Origin of the sequence: Acidovorax sp. LjRoot118, from assembly GCF_964253575.1 — a bacterium.
Taxonomy (GTDB): domain Bacteria; phylum Pseudomonadota; class Gammaproteobacteria; order Burkholderiales; family Burkholderiaceae_C; genus Acidovorax.
In genome coordinates this window covers 6,165,426-6,179,888 of record NZ_CAXURB020000001.1, presented here as the reverse complement: position 1 = coordinate 6,179,888, position 14,463 = coordinate 6,165,426, and the positions used below count along the sequence as shown (strand labels likewise).

Sequence of the window (14,463 nt, the reverse complement as noted above, 5' to 3'; positions counted from 1 at the left end):
TGATCGCTCTCCTCTCCTCCCCGGAATGAACGAATGAAACCCAGCTCTGGCAGCTGGGTTTTTTGTTTTGTTCGTTTGTTTTTTGGCTGCTTGGCAGCCAGCAACCCGGAGAAGGAAGCTCTTTATGTACCGCGATCCCGTCCAGTCCCTAGCGCCCCAGCAGCACGACCGCATTGCCAGCACCATGGCCATGCCCGCTGCCACACGCCCGCTGCGCGTGGGCCTGATCGGCATTGGCACGGTGGGTGCGGGCACCTTTCGGGTGCTGGCGCGCAACCAGGCCACCATTGCCGGGCGCGCGGGGCGCGGCATCGAGGTGGTGGTGGTGGCGGCGCGCAACCTGGCGCGCGCCGCCGGCGTGGTGGGCACAGGCGTGGCGCTGACCAATGACCCGATGCAGGTGGCCACCCACCCCGAGGTGGATGTGGTGGTGGAGGCCGCGGGCGGCACCGGCCCGGCGCGCGAGTGGCTGCTTGCGGCCATGGCGGCCGGCAAGCATGTGGTGACGGCCAACAAGGCGCTGCTGGCGGTGCATGGCAACGAGCTCTTCGCCGCCGCGCGCCAGCACGGCGTGGCGCTGGCCTATGAGGGGGCGGTGGCCGTGAGCATCCCCATCATCAAGGCGCTGCGCGAGGGCCTCACGGCCAACCGCATCGAGTGGGTGGCGGGCATCATCAACGGCACCACCAACTTCATCCTGAGCAAGATGCGCGACGAGGACCTGGGGTTTGCAGAGGCGCTTGAGCAGGCGCAGGCCCTGGGCTATGCCGAGGCGGACCCGGCCTTCGACATCGAGGGCGTGGACGCGGCGCACAAGATCACGCTGCTGGCGGCCAACGCCTTCGGCACGCCGGTGCGCTTTGCCGATGCACAGGTGGAGGGCATCACCGCGCTGCAGGGGCTGGACGTGGCCTGTGCCGAGCAGCTGGGCTACCGCATCAAGCTGCTCGGCGTGGCGCGAAAACGTAACGATGGCATGGAACTGCGCGTGCAGCCCGCGCTGGTGCCGGCCACGCACCTGCTGGCGCATGTCAACGGCTCGATGAACGGCATACTGGTCAAGGGCGATGCGGCCGGCGTGACCATGTACTACGGCGCGGGCGCGGGCTCGGAGCAGACGGCATCGGCCGTGATCGCCGACCTGGTGGACGTGGCGCGGCTCGATGGCACCCACGCCGCGCAGCGCGTGCCGCACCTGGGCTTTCACGCCCATGCGGTGGACGAACACCTGACCGTGCTGCCACGCGCCGCTGTGCACACGCGCCACTACCTGCGCGTGCCCGTGCACCTGGCGCAGGACATCGAGGCCGTGGGCGCCTGGCTGGCGGCGCAGCATGTGCCGGTGGTGCAGGTGGCGCTGGCGACCGAGAAATCGCTGCCCCCCGGCAGCGGCGCCCAGGTGCTGGTGCTGACCGATGCGGTGGCCCAGGCCACGGTGGACCTGGCCGTGCATGCGCTGGCAGCGCACCCGGCGGTGGCGGGCGCAGTGACCACGCTGCGGGTGGAGACGCTGGACGCCTGAGGGTTCAGGCGCTGGCGCCCGGCGCGCCCTGCTGCACCAGCGCCGCCATCTCCAGCGCGGCGGGCGTGCCTTCGGCCGTGAGGCCGGCCACCACGCCGGCGCGGTCGGTGTCGGTGCGGTTCTGGCTGACCTTCCACACGCCCTCCCAGCGCTCCACCGCGAGCTCGATGCCGACGATGGCGCGCATCATCTGCTCGATGTAGGCTGGGGGTGCGTCGTCCAGGCGCCAGGGCTCGGGGCGGTGCGCTTCGTGCGCCTCGCTCAGGGTGTGCAATATGGCGCGCAGCGTGGCCGGGTCGTCCTTCAGGGCGGTGAGCTGGCCGTGGGCGTGCACCGTGGCGTAGTTCCAGGTAGGTACCTGCTTGCCGTCGATGGCCTTGGAAGGGTACCAGGTGGGCGAGATGTAGGCCTGCGGCCCGTGGAAGATGGCCACGGCGGTCTGCGGCAGCAGCGGCCATACGCTGTTGGCGCGCGCCACGTGACCGACCAGCGTGCCGTGCTCGCCGCGCGTGGGATCCAGGTACAGCGGCACGTGGTTGGCGTGCAGCGCGCCTTCGCGCGTGATGACCAGCGTGGCCAGCGGCTGGGCACGCACCAGGGACTGCAGCACGGCGGCATCGGCCACGCGGAACTGGCGGTTGGCATTGGCCATGGTTCAGCCCCCTTCGCTCAGTTGCAGCACGGGCGCGCAGTCGATCTGCGTCTTGACCGAGTTGGCCAGGAAGCACGAGGTGTGGGCCTTGTGGTGCAGGTCGTCGAGTTGCTCGGCAGTGGGCGCGTGCGCAGAGTCGAAGCGCGTGACAGGCTTGAGCTGCACGTGGGTGACGACGAGCTGGCCCGCCTCGTTCTTGGCCATGGTGCCCACGGCCGCATCGCTGTAGCTGTCCAACCGGTAGCCCGCGCGGCTGGCGAAGTCCATGAACCACAGCATGTGGCAGCTGGACAGCGCGGCGACGTAGGCCTCCTCGGGGTCGACCGCGGCGGCGTCGGAGTAGGGCAGGGGCACGACGTGGGGCGAGGACGATGCGGCCACGGTGGCGCCGCCGTCGAACTGCCAGGTGTGGGCGCGGTGGTAGCGCTTGTCGAGGAAATCGTCGCTGCCGCGTTGCCAGGTGATGGTGGCGTAGTGCTCTGCCATGGTGGGGATGCTTTCGTGGGGGTGGTGCCTACAATGGTTCTTCAGTTTATGGCGATAAAGAGCCATTGAAGGGGCCAATTCGTGCCAACCGCCAGAGCCAATCCCACCGTGGCCACTGCCACGCTGCGCCAGCAGGTCTACGAGCGCCTGCGCGGCGCCATCGAGCAGGGCAGCCTGCGCGCGGGCACGCGGCTGCCGCCTTCGCGCGAGCATGCTGCGGCGCTGGGCGTGTCACGCAACACGGTGCTGTGGGCCGTGCAGCGCCTGCAGGCCGAGGGCTATGTGGAGGCGCGCGTGGGCGATGGCACCTATGTCTCGCAGGCGGCCGGGGGCGCCACCACCCGCACCCAGCAGCAGTTGGTGGCGCCGCCCAGGGGCCTGTCGCGCCGGGGCCAACTGATTGCCGACACAGCGGCGCGCTGGAACCCGCCGGTGGCAGTGGCGCGGGCCTTTCGCATGGGGGCGCCCGAGGTGGACACCTTTCCCTACGCCGTGTGGGACCGCCTGGCACGCCAGGCCGGCCCCGGCCAGCGCGCGGCGCGCGCGCAGTACCTGGACCCGGCCGGCGACCCGCAGCTGCGCGAGGCGGTGGCGCAGTGGCTGTGGGCCTCGCGCGGCATCCGCTGCGATGCCGGCCAGGTGGTGGTGTGCTCGGGCTCGCAGCAGGCCATCGACCTGATCGCGCGGCTGCTGCTGGACGTGGGCGACGAGGTGCTGGTGGAAGACCCCGGCTACCCCGGCATACGCGCCGCGCTGCTGGGCCACGGCGTGCGGGCCCGGCCCATGGCCATGGACTGCGAGGGCGCCTGCATTGCCGAGGCCACGCAGCGCTGGCCCGGCGCGCACATGGCGGTGGTGACGCCCACGCACCAGTACCCCACGGGCGGGCGCATGGGCCTGGCGCGGCGCCAGGCGCTGCTGCAGTGGGCGCGCACGCACGATGCCTGGGTGGTGGAGGACGACTACGACGGCGAGTTCCAGTACGGCGCGCAGCGCGTGCCGGCGCTGTGCAGCCTGCCGGGGTCGGAGCGGGTGCTGTACGTGGGCACCTTCTCCAAGACATTGCACCCGGGCTTGCGCCTGGGCTTCATCGTGGCGCCGCCGGCGCTGGTGCAGCCGTTTGCCATGGCGCGTGCCATCACCGATCGGCATGCGCCCGGCGATGCGCAGGCAGTGCTGGCGCAGTTCATTGCCGAGGGGCACCTGCTGCGCCACCTGCGCCAGATGCGCGAGCTGTACCAGGCACGCCAGCAGGCCCTGCGCGATGCGCTGGCCGATGCCAGCGACGGCGCGTTGCAGCTGGCCGCCAGCGACCGGGGCATGCATCTGCTGTGCGAACGCGCGCCGGGCAGCGACGACGAGGCCCTGTGCCGCCAGGCCCAGGCGGCGGGGGTGATGTTGGCGCCGCTGTCGCGCTATGCGATGGAGTCGCAGCGGCGGGGCTGGCTGTTTGGCTACGCGGGCTTTGATGTGCCGGAGATCAAGTCAGCAGCCCGCATCGTGGGCAAGCTCGCCCAGCGCCTGCCAGGCGCCTGATCACTCCGCGCTTTTCCACCAGCCTTGCGACAGGGCGGGGTTGCGGATGTCCAGGCGCTCGCCCATCACCGGTGCCACCAGGGGCACGTTGCCGGCCGCGGCCAGTTGGGTGATGCGATCGAAGGGCTCGTGCCAGGGGTGCAGGGCCAGGTCGAAGGTGCCGTTGTGGATGGGCATCATGTGGTGGCCGCGCACGTCGCGGTGGGCCTGCAGGCTTTCCTCGGGCTGCATGTGCACGTCGGGCCACTGGGCGTCGTAGGCACCGGTTTCGACCATAGTCAGGTCGAACGGGCCATAGCGCTCGCCGATGGCCTTGAAGCCGTCGAAATAGCCAGTGTCGCCGCTGAAGAAGATGCGCGTGTCGCCGGCCAGGATGACCCACGAGGCCCACAGCGTGCGGTTGCCGTCCGACAGGGTGCGGCCCGAGAAGTGCTGGGCCGGGGTGGCGACGAACTTCACGCCGCCCACGCTGGTGCCCTGCCACCAGTCGAACTGCTGCACCTTGGCGGCCGGCACGCCCCAGGCGATGAGGCGGTCGCCCACGCCCAGCGGGGTGAGGAAATGCTCGACCTTGGGCGCCAGCTTCTGGATGGCGTCGAAATCGAGGTGGTCGTAGTGGTCATGCGAGAGCACCACGCCGGTAATGGGCGGCAGCTCGTCGATGGTGAGCGGCGGCGCGTGGAAGCGCTTGGGCCCGAGGAACTGAAAGGGCGAGGCGCGCTCGGAGAACACCGGGTCGGTGAGCCAGAACTTGCCGTCAAGCTTGAGCAGCATGGTCGAATGGCCCAGGCGCCACAGGCTCTGGTCGGGCGCTGCCAGCACGTCGGCCTGGGTGAGCGGCTTGACCTCGATGGGCTTGGCGGGCACGGTGTTGGCCGGCTTGTCGGTGGCAAAGCGCCAGAAGATGGCCACCGTCTTGAAGAAGCCGGGCGCCTGGCGCGGAGCAACGTTGCGGAACTTGCCGTCCACGTACTGGGGCGACTGCTCGTACGAGGCAGAGGGCAGGTTGGCACAGGAGAGGATGCTGTAGGCCATGGCGGTGATTGCGGTGAGGATGAGGAGGATGCGGGGCACGCGGCGGAACATGGGGGACTGCCTTTTCTGAAAAGTGCACTGCACAGTGTAGTGTTGTTTTGAAAAAAGTAAACTCCCCGGTGTAAAATTTCGGCTATGAGCCCCATAGCCCCGCCCACGACTCCTGCCACCCGCCTAACCGACCGCAAGCGCGAGGCCATCGTGCAGGCTGCCATTGCGGAGTTCCGCGAGCATGGCTTTGCCGGCACCAGCATGGACCGGGTGGCTGCGGCGGCCGATGTCTCCAAGCGCACGGTGTACAACCACTTTCCGAGCAAGGACGAGCTGTTCGAGGCCATCCTGGGCCAGCTGTGGGAGCGCGGCCATGCGCTGCCCGAGATCCGCTACGACACCGCGCAGCCCCTGCGCGCACAGTTGCTGGCGCTGCTGGAGCAAAAGATGCAGTTGCTCAATGACGCAAGCTTCATCGACCTCTCGCGCGTGGCCATGGCCGAGCTGATGCACACGCCCGAGCGCGCCCGCGCCCTGGTGGAACGCCTGTCCGAAAAGGAGGAAGGCCTGCCGCAGTGGATGCGCGCCGCCCAGCAGGACGGCCGCCTGCGCACCGGGGTCGACGCCCACTACGCGGCCCACCAGCTGCATGGCATGGTCAAGTCCTTCGCCTTCTGGCCCCAGCTGGCCATGGGCCAGCCGCCGCTGGCGCCCGCCGTGCAGCAGCAGGTGCTGGCAGATGCGGTGGACATGTTCCTGGGCTTCTACGCCGTGGCCGCGCCGGGCTGACGCCCACGGCGTATGCTGCCGGCCCATGGCACTGCAGCAACAACAACCCTCCCAGATCCTCTTCCTCCCGGGCGTCGGTAGCGACCCGCAGTTCTGGCAACCTGTGTCCAGCTTGCTGGACCACCCGGCCACCCGCCGGCTGATGGGCTGGCCGGGCTTCGGCCCGGTGCCGGCCGACCCCGGTGTGCGCGGGATGGCGGACCTGGTGGCGCGGGTGGTGGATGCCATCGACCGGCCCACGGCGCTGGTCGCGCAGTCCATGGGCGGCATCGTGGCCATCCAGGCGGCCCTCCAACGTCCTGACCAGGTCACGCACCTGGTGCTGGCTGCCACCTCGGGCGGCGTCGACATGTCCGCCCATGGCGCGCAGGACTGGCGGCCGGCCTTCACCCAGGCCCACCCCACCGTGCCGCGCTGGTTTGCCGACTCCCGCGAGGACCTGACCGGCGCCATGGCCGATGTGGCGGCGCCCACGCTGCTGCTGTGGGGCGATGCGGACCCGATCAGCCCCTTGAGCGTGGGCCAGCGCCTGCAGGCGTTGCTGCCGCACAGCTGGCTGCAGGTGGTGCCCGGTGGCGCACACGACCTGGCGAACCGGCATGCGGCGCAGGTGGCGCCCCTGATCGCAGTGCATCTGCGCGGCGGTCACTGACTTTGCACTACGCTCGGAGCATGGCTTTCAGCGTCGCACCAACAAACAACATGCCCATTGCTCCCTACCTCGATACCGCACCCGTGCTCGGCACCGGCGTCTTCCTCCACGACTCGGCCCAGGTGATCGGTGACGTCACCCTCGGCAAGGATGCCTCGGTGTGGTGCAACGCCGTGCTGCGCGGCGATGTGAACCGCATCGTGGTGGGCGAGGCCACGAACGTGCAGGACCTGACCATGGGCCATGTCTCACACCGCAATGCCGCCAAGCCCGAGGGCTCGCCGCTGATCATCGGCAGCCACGTGACCATAGGCCATGCGGTGATCCTGCACGGCTGCCGCATCGGTGACGAGTGTTTGATCGGCATGGGCTCGATCGTCATGGACGACGCGGTGATCGGCGACCGCGTGATGCTCGGCGCGGGCAGCCTGGTGTCGCCCGGCAAAGTGCTGGAGAGCGGCTACCTGTATATTGGCCGGCCCGCCGTGCGCCAGCGTGCGCTGACGGACCAGGAGATCGCCTACCTGCGTTATTCGGCCGAGCACTATGTGCGCGTGAAGAACAACTACCTGGCGGGCACGCCGGATGCGGCGGTGGAGCCGCCCCAGCCGCTGTAACCGTCAGAAGGAGGCAGACGCCCCCTCTGGCAAGGGTTAAGGGCCTGGCGGGATAATCGGCCACTTCTTCCACGATTCCCCACGAGGCGGCACTGCATCGCCCTGACCGCCCCCACCATGTCTGCCCCACCGCTTCGCGTCCTGTCCGTCATCCCGCCGATGACGCAACTGAACACGCCCTACCCGTCGACGGCCTACCTCACGGGCTTTCTGCGCTCGCGCGAGATCACGGCGGTGCAGGAAGACCTTGCGCTGGCCCTGGTGCTGCAGTTGCTGTCGCCCGATGGCCTGCGCGCCGTGGCGGCCAAGGTGGCTGCGCTGCCGGCCAAGAAGCACAGCCCCGCCGTGCAGGCCTTTGCGGCGCAGCGCGACCGCTACCTGGCGACCATTGCGCCGACCATCGCCTTTTTGCAGGGGCGCGACACCACGCTGGCGCACCGCATCGTGGGGCGCAACTTTCTGCCCGAGGGGCCGCGCTTCGCCACGCTCGATGTGTACGTGGACGACGAGGGCGGCGACCCGCTGGGCTGGGCCTTCGGCGCCCTGGGCCTGCACGACCGGGCCAAGCACCTAGCCACGCTTTACCTGAACGACCTGGCCGACGTGCTGCGCGATGCAGTGGACCCGCGCTTCGAGTTCGTGCGCTATGCCGAGTCGCTGGCGGGCAGCCAGCCCACCTTCGAGCCGCTGGCTGCCGCCCTGGCCGGGCCGCTGAACCTGGTGGACGAGACCCTGCGCACGCTGGCCCTGGCCGCAGTGGAGCGCCATGCACCCACGGTGGTGCTGCTGTCGGTGCCGTTCCCTGGCGCGGTGTACGCGGCGTTTCGCATTGCGCAGGCGATCAAGGCGACGCACCCGCACATCGTCACCGTGCTGGGCGGCGGCTTCGTGAACACCGAGCTGCGCGACCTGACCGAGCCGCGCGTGTTCGACTACTTCGACTACGTGTCGCTGGACGCGGGTGAGCGCCCGCTGCTGGCGCTGCTGGAGCATGTGCAAGGCCAGCGCGGGCGCCAGCGCCTGGTGCGCACCTTCGTGCGCGATGCGGACACGCAGGCCGTGCGTTACATCAACATGCAAGAGGCGGACATCGCCTTTGCCGAGGTGGGTACGCCCACCTGGGACGGGCTGCCGCTGGACAAGTATTTGTCGCTCTTGGACATGCTCAACCCCATGCACCGCCTGTGGAGCGACGGGCGCTGGAACAAGCTCACCGTGGCGCACGGCTGCTACTGGAAGAAGTGCAGCTTCTGCGACGTGAGCCTCGATTACATCAGCCGCTACGAGGGTGCCTCGGCCAGCGTGCTGGCAGACCGCATCGAGGCCATCGTGCGCGAAACAGGGCAGACGGGTTTTCACTTCGTGGACGAGGCGGCGCCGCCCAAGGCGCTCAAGACCCTGGCCACCGAGCTGATCGAGCGCAACGCGGGCATCTCGTGGTGGGGCAACATCCGCTTCGAGAAAACCTTCACGCCCGAACTGGCAGAGCTGCTGGCCGACAGCGGCTGCATCGCCGTCTCGGGCGGGCTCGAAGTGGCGTCGGACCGGCTGCTGGACCTGATGAAGAAGGGCGTCTCGGTGGACCAGGTGGCGCGCGTGACGCGGGCCTTCACCGACGCGGGCATCCTCGTGCACGCCTACCTGATGTACGGCTTTCCCACGCAGACCGCGCAGGACACGGTGGACGCGCTCGAGTACGTGCGCCAGCTGTTCGCCAACGGCTGCATCCAGAGCGGCTTCTTCCACCGCTTTGCCTGCACCGTGCACTCGCCCGTGGGCAAGGCGCCCGAAGAGTACGGCGTGACGCTGGAGCCCCTGCCGCCGGTGAGCTTTGCCAAGAACGACATCGGCTTTCACGACCCCACGGGCGTGGACCACGATGCCCTGGGCGGTGCGCTCAAGAAAGCGATCTACAACTACATGCACGGCATCGGCCTCGAAGAGGACGTGCGCAGCTGGTTCCCCTTCAAGGTGCCCAAGACCACGGTGCAGCGCAACCGCATCGAGAAAGCGCTGCAGCAGCGGGGTTGATGCCCCGGGGGATATTTCAGTGATCCATTGCGCCATGCACCGCCCACGGTGCATGAAACTGGCGCGGCCAAGGCCAGTGCCCCCGCGCAAGGGCCGCCCCGCCGCGCTGGGGGCGTCCCCCTTCCAGGGGGAAGGCGTGAAGCGACTCAGGGGGTAGCCATAAACGCGAGGATGTCGTTGAAGTCCTTGCGGTCCTTGGGCGTCTGGTACTTGTACGCAGCGAACGACTCCTGGAGCATGCCGGTCAGCCGGTCGCGGTTCTCCCGCAGTTCAGCCTTCCAGGCCGGGTCCCGCACCAGCAGCTTGAAGATGGCGAGCTTGCCGTCCAGGTTCTCGTGCATGGCGTCGAACGAGGTGACCGTGAACTCCAGCAGATTGGCCAGTTTAGGCAGACCGCGGGTGCTCGCACCCTTGTCCAGCAGCGATTGCACGATCTTGGCCTGGTGGTAGTAGATGGCGATCTCGATGGGGTAGCTGGTCTTCGAAGATCCCTTCTCGCGCACGTCAGGATCGGCACCGTGCTGTAGCAGCAGGTCCACGATCTTGGGCGCCGAGAACCGGCAAGCCTCGTACAGGTTCGGGTAACCCTTGTGCGGCAGGTTGGGGTCGGCGCCATGTTCCAGCATGAGCTGCACGACCTTCACGCGCTTGTCGGTGATGGCCTTGTTCAAGCAGGAATAGCCGGAGGAGAACTTGCTGTTCGGGTCAGCCCCTTTCTCCAGCAGGGCCTGCACGGTGGCCTGGTTCTTGGAGAAGCCGATGGCGCGGATGAAGGCATAGGTCGGGTCGTTCTGCTCGCGCTCGGCGGCTTCGATGGCCCTGCCCACGCGGCCCAGCTGGGCGGTCGGGGCCAGGGTCTTCATCAGCGCCACCACGTCGGCGGGCGGCTTCTTTTTGCCGTCGATGAAGCCGTATTCGAGCTTGCGCGCCACTTCGTCATCGACCAGTTCCGCCTGCAGGGTGTGGCAGACCTTGGACAGGGGGCCGATGAAGTCCCCGACATCGGTGGAGCCTGAGGTGAAGGCTGCATCGATCACCCGGCCCGAGCGCTCGCAGTGGTCGAAGCCCAAGTGGTCCGTGGGGTGGATGGTGATCTTGCGGGCGGCGCAGAAGGCCTTGATGGCGGCTTCGAGCGCGGCGCCATCGGGCGTGGTGCTGAAGACGGCGTGCAGGGCATCGGCATCGGTGTCGTTCCTGCAGACCAGGGTGAATCGCGTCGTGTATTCCATGTTCCCTCAAGTATTGGTTTTTTGCAGGCATCATATTTCTATGCAGACAGTTCGCCCGCCCTTCACCGCCGCCATCTTCGACATGGATGGCCTGCTCATCGATTCGGAGCGCGCCACCCTGCGCGCCTGGACCGAGGCAGCGCTGACACTGGGCGTGGTGCTGCGCGAGCCCGACTATCTGCAGGTCGTGGGCAAGGCGGCGCAGGATTCCGATGCCATTTTGCAGATGCACCTGGGCGGGGTGGTGCCGTTCGAGCAGGCCCTACTGGCCGTGCGGGCGGCGCTGGAGGAAGGGGAGGGCCGAGAGCTGCTCTTTCCACTCAAGCCCGGTGCGGCATCGCTGCTCGCGCAGTTGCAGGCCGCAGGCATTCCGTGCGCGGTGGCCTCGTCGTCGCGCACCGACGAGATCGCGCAGCGCCTCGCGCGCGTGGGCGTGCTGCAGCACTTCGCAGCCGTGGCCGGAGGCAATGAGGTGCTGCGCGGCAAGCCCGACCCGGCCCTGTATGCACTGGCTGCCGCGCGCCTGGGCGTGGAGCCGGCGCAGTGCCTGGCCTTCGAGGACAGCCACAACGGTGGCTGTGCCGCCCTGGCCGCCGGCATGGGGCTGGTGGTGGTGCCGGACCTGCTGCAGCCAGCGCCCGAGGTGGCGCAGGCCTGCGTGGCCGTGCTGGGTTCGCTGGAAGAAGCCCTGCCGCTGGTGCCGCGCTGGTTCGCGCCGGGTGCCAGCAGCTGACCGTCAGATGTTGGTCTGCGCCTCGGCTTCTAGCACCTTGCGGCGGGCCATGGCCAGGTTGGCGCGGCTGCGGTCGAGCACGTAGTAGATGAACAGGCCGTCGTGCTTTTCCACCGGGCGGATGATGTGGTACTGCTGGGTCAGCGTGATCAGGATGTCCTCGATGCTGCCCGCCAGGCCCAGCGACTTCATGGTCTTCATCTTGGCGCGCACGACCTCGGTGTTGCCGGCGGCGGCCAGCTCCAGGTCCAGGCCAGTGCCCACGGATTCGAGCAGCATGCCGCTGTTGTAGTCCACCAGCGCGGCGCACATGGCGCCCTCGGTCTGCATGAGCTGGTTCAGGAGTTCTTTGGGGGTGAATGCCATGGCGTGGTCTCCGGTGGTAGTGGAACAGGGAACGGAACTACAAAGACGGGGCGCTGCCCGGTTGCGGCGTGGCAGCGCAAGCGGCAACCACCTGGTCCGCCGTGTTGCGGCAGCTCCAGAGCAGCTTGCCCAGCAGCGACGATTCGTTGGTGACCACGGTGAGCACCAGGTCGCCCGAGGGCACGGGGAGGTTCATCGAGACGATGTGGCCGCTGCCCGATTCAAGAATCAGCCGCTCGGGCGCACTGTGCCCGGCCTCACGCGTCATGGCGCCGGCCAGCGCACTGAGCGAGCCGGACATGGCCGAGAGCCGGTCGGCGTCCTGGCTGTCGGAAAGCGTGGAGGCCACCGTGAAGCCGTCGGCACTGGCCAGGGTGGCGCTCAGAATGCCGGGCGTGCCACGCTGCAGCTCGCCCAACAGTTCGGCCAGCTGGGCAATGGTGACCAGGCGCAGCGCCGTGCCGGCAGACGAAAAGCCCAGGGTGCTGCCAATGCTGTTACTCATGTTCGATCTCCGCCATGCTCACCAGGACCGACAGCAAGAGGCGCACGTCGGCATCGCGCCGCACGTCCACCTCGAGCACGGGGGGGTTGTATCCGAGGGCGCCCAGCTGCTCGCAGTAGTCCACGATGCCGGGCGAGGGGTGCGTGTCGAGCCGGCCCACGCCGACCACGGTGCGCCGCGCCGGCACGTGGGGTGCAAAGGCCTTGAGGTAGCGCGCCACCTCGCCCACGGGGTCGGGCTGCGAGTTGTCGGCCAGCACGATCAGGCCGAAGGCGCCCGCGCCCAGGATGTCCCACATGAAGCGAAAGCGCTCCTGCCCGGGCGTGCCGAAGAGCTTGAGCACCCACTGGTCGCCCAGGCGGCATTCGCCGTAGTCGAGCCCCACGGTGGTCATGGTCTTGCCGGGCATGGACAGCTCGGCGCCGCCGGTGATGGGTACGTCGGTGGAGAGAACCTCGCCATCGCTGATGGCGCGGATCGCGGTGGTCTTGCCGGCGCCCATGGGCCCCGTGAAGACGATCTTGAGATCGCGGGAGGTGCCTGCGGACACAGCAGGTGCAGGGGAGGGCATCACCATAGCTTGAGCCGTTCACGCAGGTTGCCGAGCCAGCCCGGTGGGCCGGCTGCGGTCGGTGGATTGGGAGGCTTCGCGGCGCCCACGGCGGCTGGCACCGCCGCAGACTGGGCGGGGGCAGATGCGGCCCCGGCGCTGCCTTCGTCCACCGCCAGCCCCAGCGCCAGGCAGGCTTCGAGGAACCAGCGCACGGTGGCCTCTGGCACGCCGCTCTTGGCGCAGGCCTGCTCGTAGCTCAGCGCCTGGCTGGTCAGCAGCGCCGCCAGGCGGGGATGGCCTGCGGCGGTGAGGCCCACCGCATCGGGCCAGCGCGAAAGCCGGTAGTGGCCGGTGCGCTCGGGGGCGCTGGCACCCGTCTGCGCCAACCGCATGGCCAGGCCCCACAGCAGGTGGCGCAGGCTGTGGGCGGGCACGGATCGGATGAGCTCTTCCTCCACCGGGCTGACGCGGTGCGGCTCGCCCAGCGCATAGGCGCCCGATAGCAGCACGTCCATGGGCATGGAGGTATGCACCAGCTGCTGCACGAAGTCGAACACTATCTGCTGGCCCGCGCTCATGGGCACCACGGCGCGGCGGCGCTCGGCCGTGCGGGTGCGCTCGCCCAGCAGCTCGAACAGGGCGCGCTGGCCCTTGACCGGGTCGAACTGCGACACGCCGTACACCCGCTGGGTGGCCGACTGCAGGACGGCGATGACGTTGGTCATGCGCAGCGGGGTGGCCACCGTGAGATCGGCCGTGGTTTCCAGCGCCGCCCCCACATCCTCGGGGTCCATCACGCGCACGGTGATGCACGGGGCATGGAAGCGGTAGGGCCAGTGGCCGGGAACGAAGACCACGTTGCACTCGGCCAGTTGCTCGCTGAACCGCGCCCGGATGTTCACCCCACCTTCGAGCAGCCGAACCAGTGCGCGCAACACCAGCTGGTCCTTCTGCGCAATGTCCTGGGTACCGATGACAAGCCCCTCGCCCATACCAGTCAAGCCCCCTGTGCAGGATGGCGCTCGTGAAGGCGGCTATGGATGGCCAGGCCCTCGCTCGAAGCAGGAAGATCAGGAGCAGAAACGGCGAGTGCGGGACCTGGGCGGTGTTGCATCGCTGGGGCGGCCTCTCGGTTGTTGTATGCGGTGGCAACTGAGACGGCAGCTCCCCTGAGCAACCTGAATCCAACGTGGCAGTTCCGCTGTCGTGAGCCCCGGAACAGGTTCCATGGGCCGGTAGACCGGTGACTTTGCGGACCCGCCTTTCGCGCGGGGGTGCCGTTTCAGTATTTTTTCAGTATAGGGGAATGGGTTGCGCTGGCAAACCATTGATTGCCACGCCGCAACGCTCGCTCGTGGCGGGCGATTCGCAGGTGTTGCGCCGATGCACCGCTTGGCGGCACCGCTGGCGCAATGCCTGGCTACTTCTGCTTCTGGTAGGCCTTGTCGGATGGGGGGCCGCGGTCCGTGTCCTGCAGGCCGCGCTGCACATCGCGGTAGGCCTGCTGCACTTGTGCGTCGGGCTTGCCGTGGGTCATGTCCACCGACTGGTCGCGCTCATGGGGCAGCTTGGGGCTTTCTTCCTGGGGGACGTTCTGCGCATCGGCATCGCCGCTGGTCGGGGTGCTGGCCGTCTGGCGTTTGGTGGTGTCCACCGAGGGTTCGTTCTTCTGGCGGTCGGCGGTGGTAGGCATAGGGTTCTCCTGGGCGCCACGGGGGCGCAATGGGTTTCGTCCTCCATCGTAGGCATGCCCCGCAGCCTGCGGT

The 14,463-nt window shown here is 68.6% G+C and carries 16 protein-coding genes and 1 riboswitch; of the genes, 7 read left to right on the top strand and 9 right to left on the bottom strand.

Translation table 11 applies throughout. The features are described 5' to 3' along the window. Positions 1 to 124: 124 nt before the first annotated feature. Positions 125 to 1,522, top strand: a complete 1,398-nt coding sequence (locus ACSQ9E_RS29100) for a homoserine dehydrogenase (RefSeq protein WP_436219862.1) — start codon at positions 125 to 127, stop codon at positions 1,520 to 1,522. Positions 1,523 to 1,526: 4 nt separating this feature from the next. Here the strand turns inward: ACSQ9E_RS29100 and ACSQ9E_RS29095 are convergent, their stop codons facing one another. Together ACSQ9E_RS29095 and ACSQ9E_RS29090 are read right to left on the bottom strand one after the other, a co-directional pair. After that, positions 1,527 to 2,174, bottom strand: a complete 648-nt coding sequence (locus tag ACSQ9E_RS29095) for an FMN-binding negative transcriptional regulator (RefSeq protein ID WP_436219861.1) — start codon at positions 2,172 to 2,174, stop codon at positions 1,527 to 1,529. 3 nt (positions 2,175 to 2,177) lie between these two features. Further along, positions 2,178 to 2,660 (bottom strand): OsmC family protein, encoded by a 483-nt coding sequence (locus ACSQ9E_RS29090; RefSeq protein WP_436219860.1) that lies wholly within the window; start codon positions 2,658 to 2,660, stop codon positions 2,178 to 2,180. 81 nt (positions 2,661 to 2,741) lie between these two features. Here ACSQ9E_RS29090 and ACSQ9E_RS29085 point away from each other — a divergent pair, with 81 nt between their 5' ends. Then, positions 2,742 to 4,196, top strand: a complete 1,455-nt coding sequence (locus tag ACSQ9E_RS29085) for a PLP-dependent aminotransferase family protein (RefSeq protein WP_436219859.1) — start codon at positions 2,742 to 2,744, stop codon at positions 4,194 to 4,196. Here the strand turns inward: ACSQ9E_RS29085 and ACSQ9E_RS29080 are convergent, their stop codons facing one another. After that, the gene (locus ACSQ9E_RS29080; RefSeq protein ID WP_436219858.1) at positions 4,197 to 5,282 is read right to left on the bottom strand and encodes an MBL fold metallo-hydrolase; all 1,086 of its coding nucleotides are present in this window, start codon (positions 5,280 to 5,282) and stop codon (positions 4,197 to 4,199) included. An 84-nt stretch (positions 5,283 to 5,366) separates the two neighbouring features. On the opposite strand from ACSQ9E_RS29080, the gene ACSQ9E_RS29075 reads away from it, so the two are divergent. The 4 genes from ACSQ9E_RS29075 to ACSQ9E_RS29060 all read left to right on the top strand — a co-directional run bounded on the left by ACSQ9E_RS29075 (position 5,367) and on the right by ACSQ9E_RS29060 (position 9,311). Next, positions 5,367 to 6,011, top strand: a complete 645-nt coding sequence (locus tag ACSQ9E_RS29075; protein ID WP_057200467.1) for a TetR/AcrR family transcriptional regulator — start codon at positions 5,367 to 5,369, stop codon at positions 6,009 to 6,011. Between the two features lie 25 nt (positions 6,012 to 6,036). Beyond that, complete coding sequence (locus ACSQ9E_RS29070) at positions 6,037 to 6,663, top strand: alpha/beta fold hydrolase (RefSeq protein ID WP_436219857.1); 627 nt, start codon at positions 6,037 to 6,039, stop codon at positions 6,661 to 6,663. 50 nt (positions 6,664 to 6,713) lie between these two features. Then, positions 6,714 to 7,280: a gamma carbonic anhydrase family protein gene (locus ACSQ9E_RS29065; RefSeq protein ID WP_436219856.1), complete on the top strand. Its 567-nt coding sequence runs from the start codon at positions 6,714 to 6,716 to the stop codon at positions 7,278 to 7,280. Between the two features lie 117 nt (positions 7,281 to 7,397). After that, positions 7,398 to 9,311 carry a B12-binding domain-containing radical SAM protein gene (locus ACSQ9E_RS29060; RefSeq protein WP_200963941.1) on the top strand — a complete coding sequence of 638 codons (1,914 nt, stop codon included), beginning with the start codon at positions 7,398 to 7,400 and terminating at the stop codon, positions 9,309 to 9,311. 146 nt (positions 9,312 to 9,457) lie between these two features. Here the strand turns inward: ACSQ9E_RS29060 and ACSQ9E_RS29055 are convergent, their stop codons facing one another. Beyond that, positions 9,458 to 10,540: an ankyrin repeat domain-containing protein gene (locus ACSQ9E_RS29055; RefSeq protein WP_436219855.1), complete on the bottom strand. Its 1,083-nt coding sequence runs from the start codon at positions 10,538 to 10,540 to the stop codon at positions 9,458 to 9,460. Between the two features lie 40 nt (positions 10,541 to 10,580). Between ACSQ9E_RS29055 and ACSQ9E_RS29050 the strand changes: the two genes are divergently transcribed. Then, complete coding sequence (locus ACSQ9E_RS29050) at positions 10,581 to 11,273, top strand: HAD family hydrolase (protein ID WP_436219854.1); 693 nt, start codon at positions 10,581 to 10,583, stop codon at positions 11,271 to 11,273. Between the two features lie 3 nt (positions 11,274 to 11,276). On the opposite strand, the gene ACSQ9E_RS29045 is transcribed toward ACSQ9E_RS29050, so the two are convergent. The 5 genes from ACSQ9E_RS29045 to ACSQ9E_RS29025 form a co-directional block, all read right to left on the bottom strand. Next, positions 11,277 to 11,639, bottom strand: coding sequence for a hypothetical protein (locus tag ACSQ9E_RS29045; RefSeq protein ID WP_057200462.1), 363 nt, complete (start codon positions 11,637 to 11,639; stop codon positions 11,277 to 11,279). Positions 11,640 to 11,676: 37 nt separating this feature from the next. Further along, entirely contained in the window at positions 11,677 to 12,144 is a 468-nt protein-coding gene (locus ACSQ9E_RS29040; RefSeq protein ID WP_436219853.1) for a roadblock/LC7 domain-containing protein, read from the bottom strand. Further along, positions 12,137 to 12,715 carry a GTP-binding protein gene (locus ACSQ9E_RS29035; protein ID WP_057267294.1) on the bottom strand — a complete coding sequence of 193 codons (579 nt, stop codon included), beginning with the start codon at positions 12,713 to 12,715 and terminating at the stop codon, positions 12,137 to 12,139. The genes ACSQ9E_RS29040 and ACSQ9E_RS29035 overlap by 8 nt, the downstream gene beginning before the upstream one ends. Then, positions 12,715 to 13,689, bottom strand: a complete 975-nt coding sequence (locus ACSQ9E_RS29030; protein WP_436219852.1) for a hypothetical protein — start codon at positions 13,687 to 13,689, stop codon at positions 12,715 to 12,717. The genes ACSQ9E_RS29035 and ACSQ9E_RS29030 overlap by 1 nt, the downstream gene beginning before the upstream one ends. 196 nt (positions 13,690 to 13,885) lie before the next feature. Next, positions 13,886 to 13,986: riboswitch (cyclic di-GMP riboswitch) on the bottom strand. A 131-nt stretch (positions 13,987 to 14,117) separates the two neighbouring features. Then, positions 14,118 to 14,390: a hypothetical protein gene (locus ACSQ9E_RS29025; protein WP_436219851.1), complete on the bottom strand. Its 273-nt coding sequence runs from the start codon at positions 14,388 to 14,390 to the stop codon at positions 14,118 to 14,120. Positions 14,391 to 14,463 lie beyond the last annotated feature (73 nt).

What these genes read in the sequence shown, in the direction of transcription:
- ACSQ9E_RS29100 (WP_436219862.1), top strand. Translation starts at nt 125, where the DNA reads ATGTACCGCGATCCCGTCCAGTCCCTAGCGCCCCAGCAGCACGACCGC.
- ACSQ9E_RS29095 (WP_436219861.1), bottom strand. Translation starts at nt 2,174, where the DNA reads ATGGCCAATGCCAACCGCCAGTTCCGCGTGGCCGATGCCGCCGTGCTG.
- ACSQ9E_RS29090 (WP_436219860.1), bottom strand. Translation starts at nt 2,660, where the DNA reads ATGGCAGAGCACTACGCCACCATCACCTGGCAACGCGGCAGCGACGAT.
- ACSQ9E_RS29080 (WP_436219858.1), bottom strand. Translation starts at nt 5,282, where the DNA reads ATGTTCCGCCGCGTGCCCCGCATCCTCCTCATCCTCACCGCAATCACC.
- ACSQ9E_RS29075 (WP_057200467.1), top strand. Translation starts at nt 5,367, where the DNA reads ATGAGCCCCATAGCCCCGCCCACGACTCCTGCCACCCGCCTAACCGAC.
- ACSQ9E_RS29070 (WP_436219857.1), top strand. Translation starts at nt 6,037, where the DNA reads ATGGCACTGCAGCAACAACAACCCTCCCAGATCCTCTTCCTCCCGGGC.
- ACSQ9E_RS29065 (WP_436219856.1), top strand. Translation starts at nt 6,714, where the DNA reads ATGCCCATTGCTCCCTACCTCGATACCGCACCCGTGCTCGGCACCGGC.
- ACSQ9E_RS29060 (WP_200963941.1), top strand. Translation starts at nt 7,398, where the DNA reads ATGTCTGCCCCACCGCTTCGCGTCCTGTCCGTCATCCCGCCGATGACG.
- ACSQ9E_RS29055 (WP_436219855.1), bottom strand. Translation starts at nt 10,540, where the DNA reads ATGGAATACACGACGCGATTCACCCTGGTCTGCAGGAACGACACCGAT.
- ACSQ9E_RS29050 (WP_436219854.1), top strand. Translation starts at nt 10,581, where the DNA reads ATGCAGACAGTTCGCCCGCCCTTCACCGCCGCCATCTTCGACATGGAT.
- ACSQ9E_RS29045 (WP_057200462.1), bottom strand. Translation starts at nt 11,639, where the DNA reads ATGGCATTCACCCCCAAAGAACTCCTGAACCAGCTCATGCAGACCGAG.
- ACSQ9E_RS29040 (WP_436219853.1), bottom strand. Translation starts at nt 12,144, where the DNA reads ATGAGTAACAGCATTGGCAGCACCCTGGGCTTTTCGTCTGCCGGCACG.
- ACSQ9E_RS29035 (WP_057267294.1), bottom strand. Translation starts at nt 12,715, where the DNA reads ATGCCCTCCCCTGCACCTGCTGTGTCCGCAGGCACCTCCCGCGATCTC.
- ACSQ9E_RS29030 (WP_436219852.1), bottom strand. Translation starts at nt 13,689, where the DNA reads ATGGGCGAGGGGCTTGTCATCGGTACCCAGGACATTGCGCAGAAGGAC.
- ACSQ9E_RS29025 (WP_436219851.1), bottom strand. Translation starts at nt 14,390, where the DNA reads ATGCCTACCACCGCCGACCGCCAGAAGAACGAACCCTCGGTGGACACC.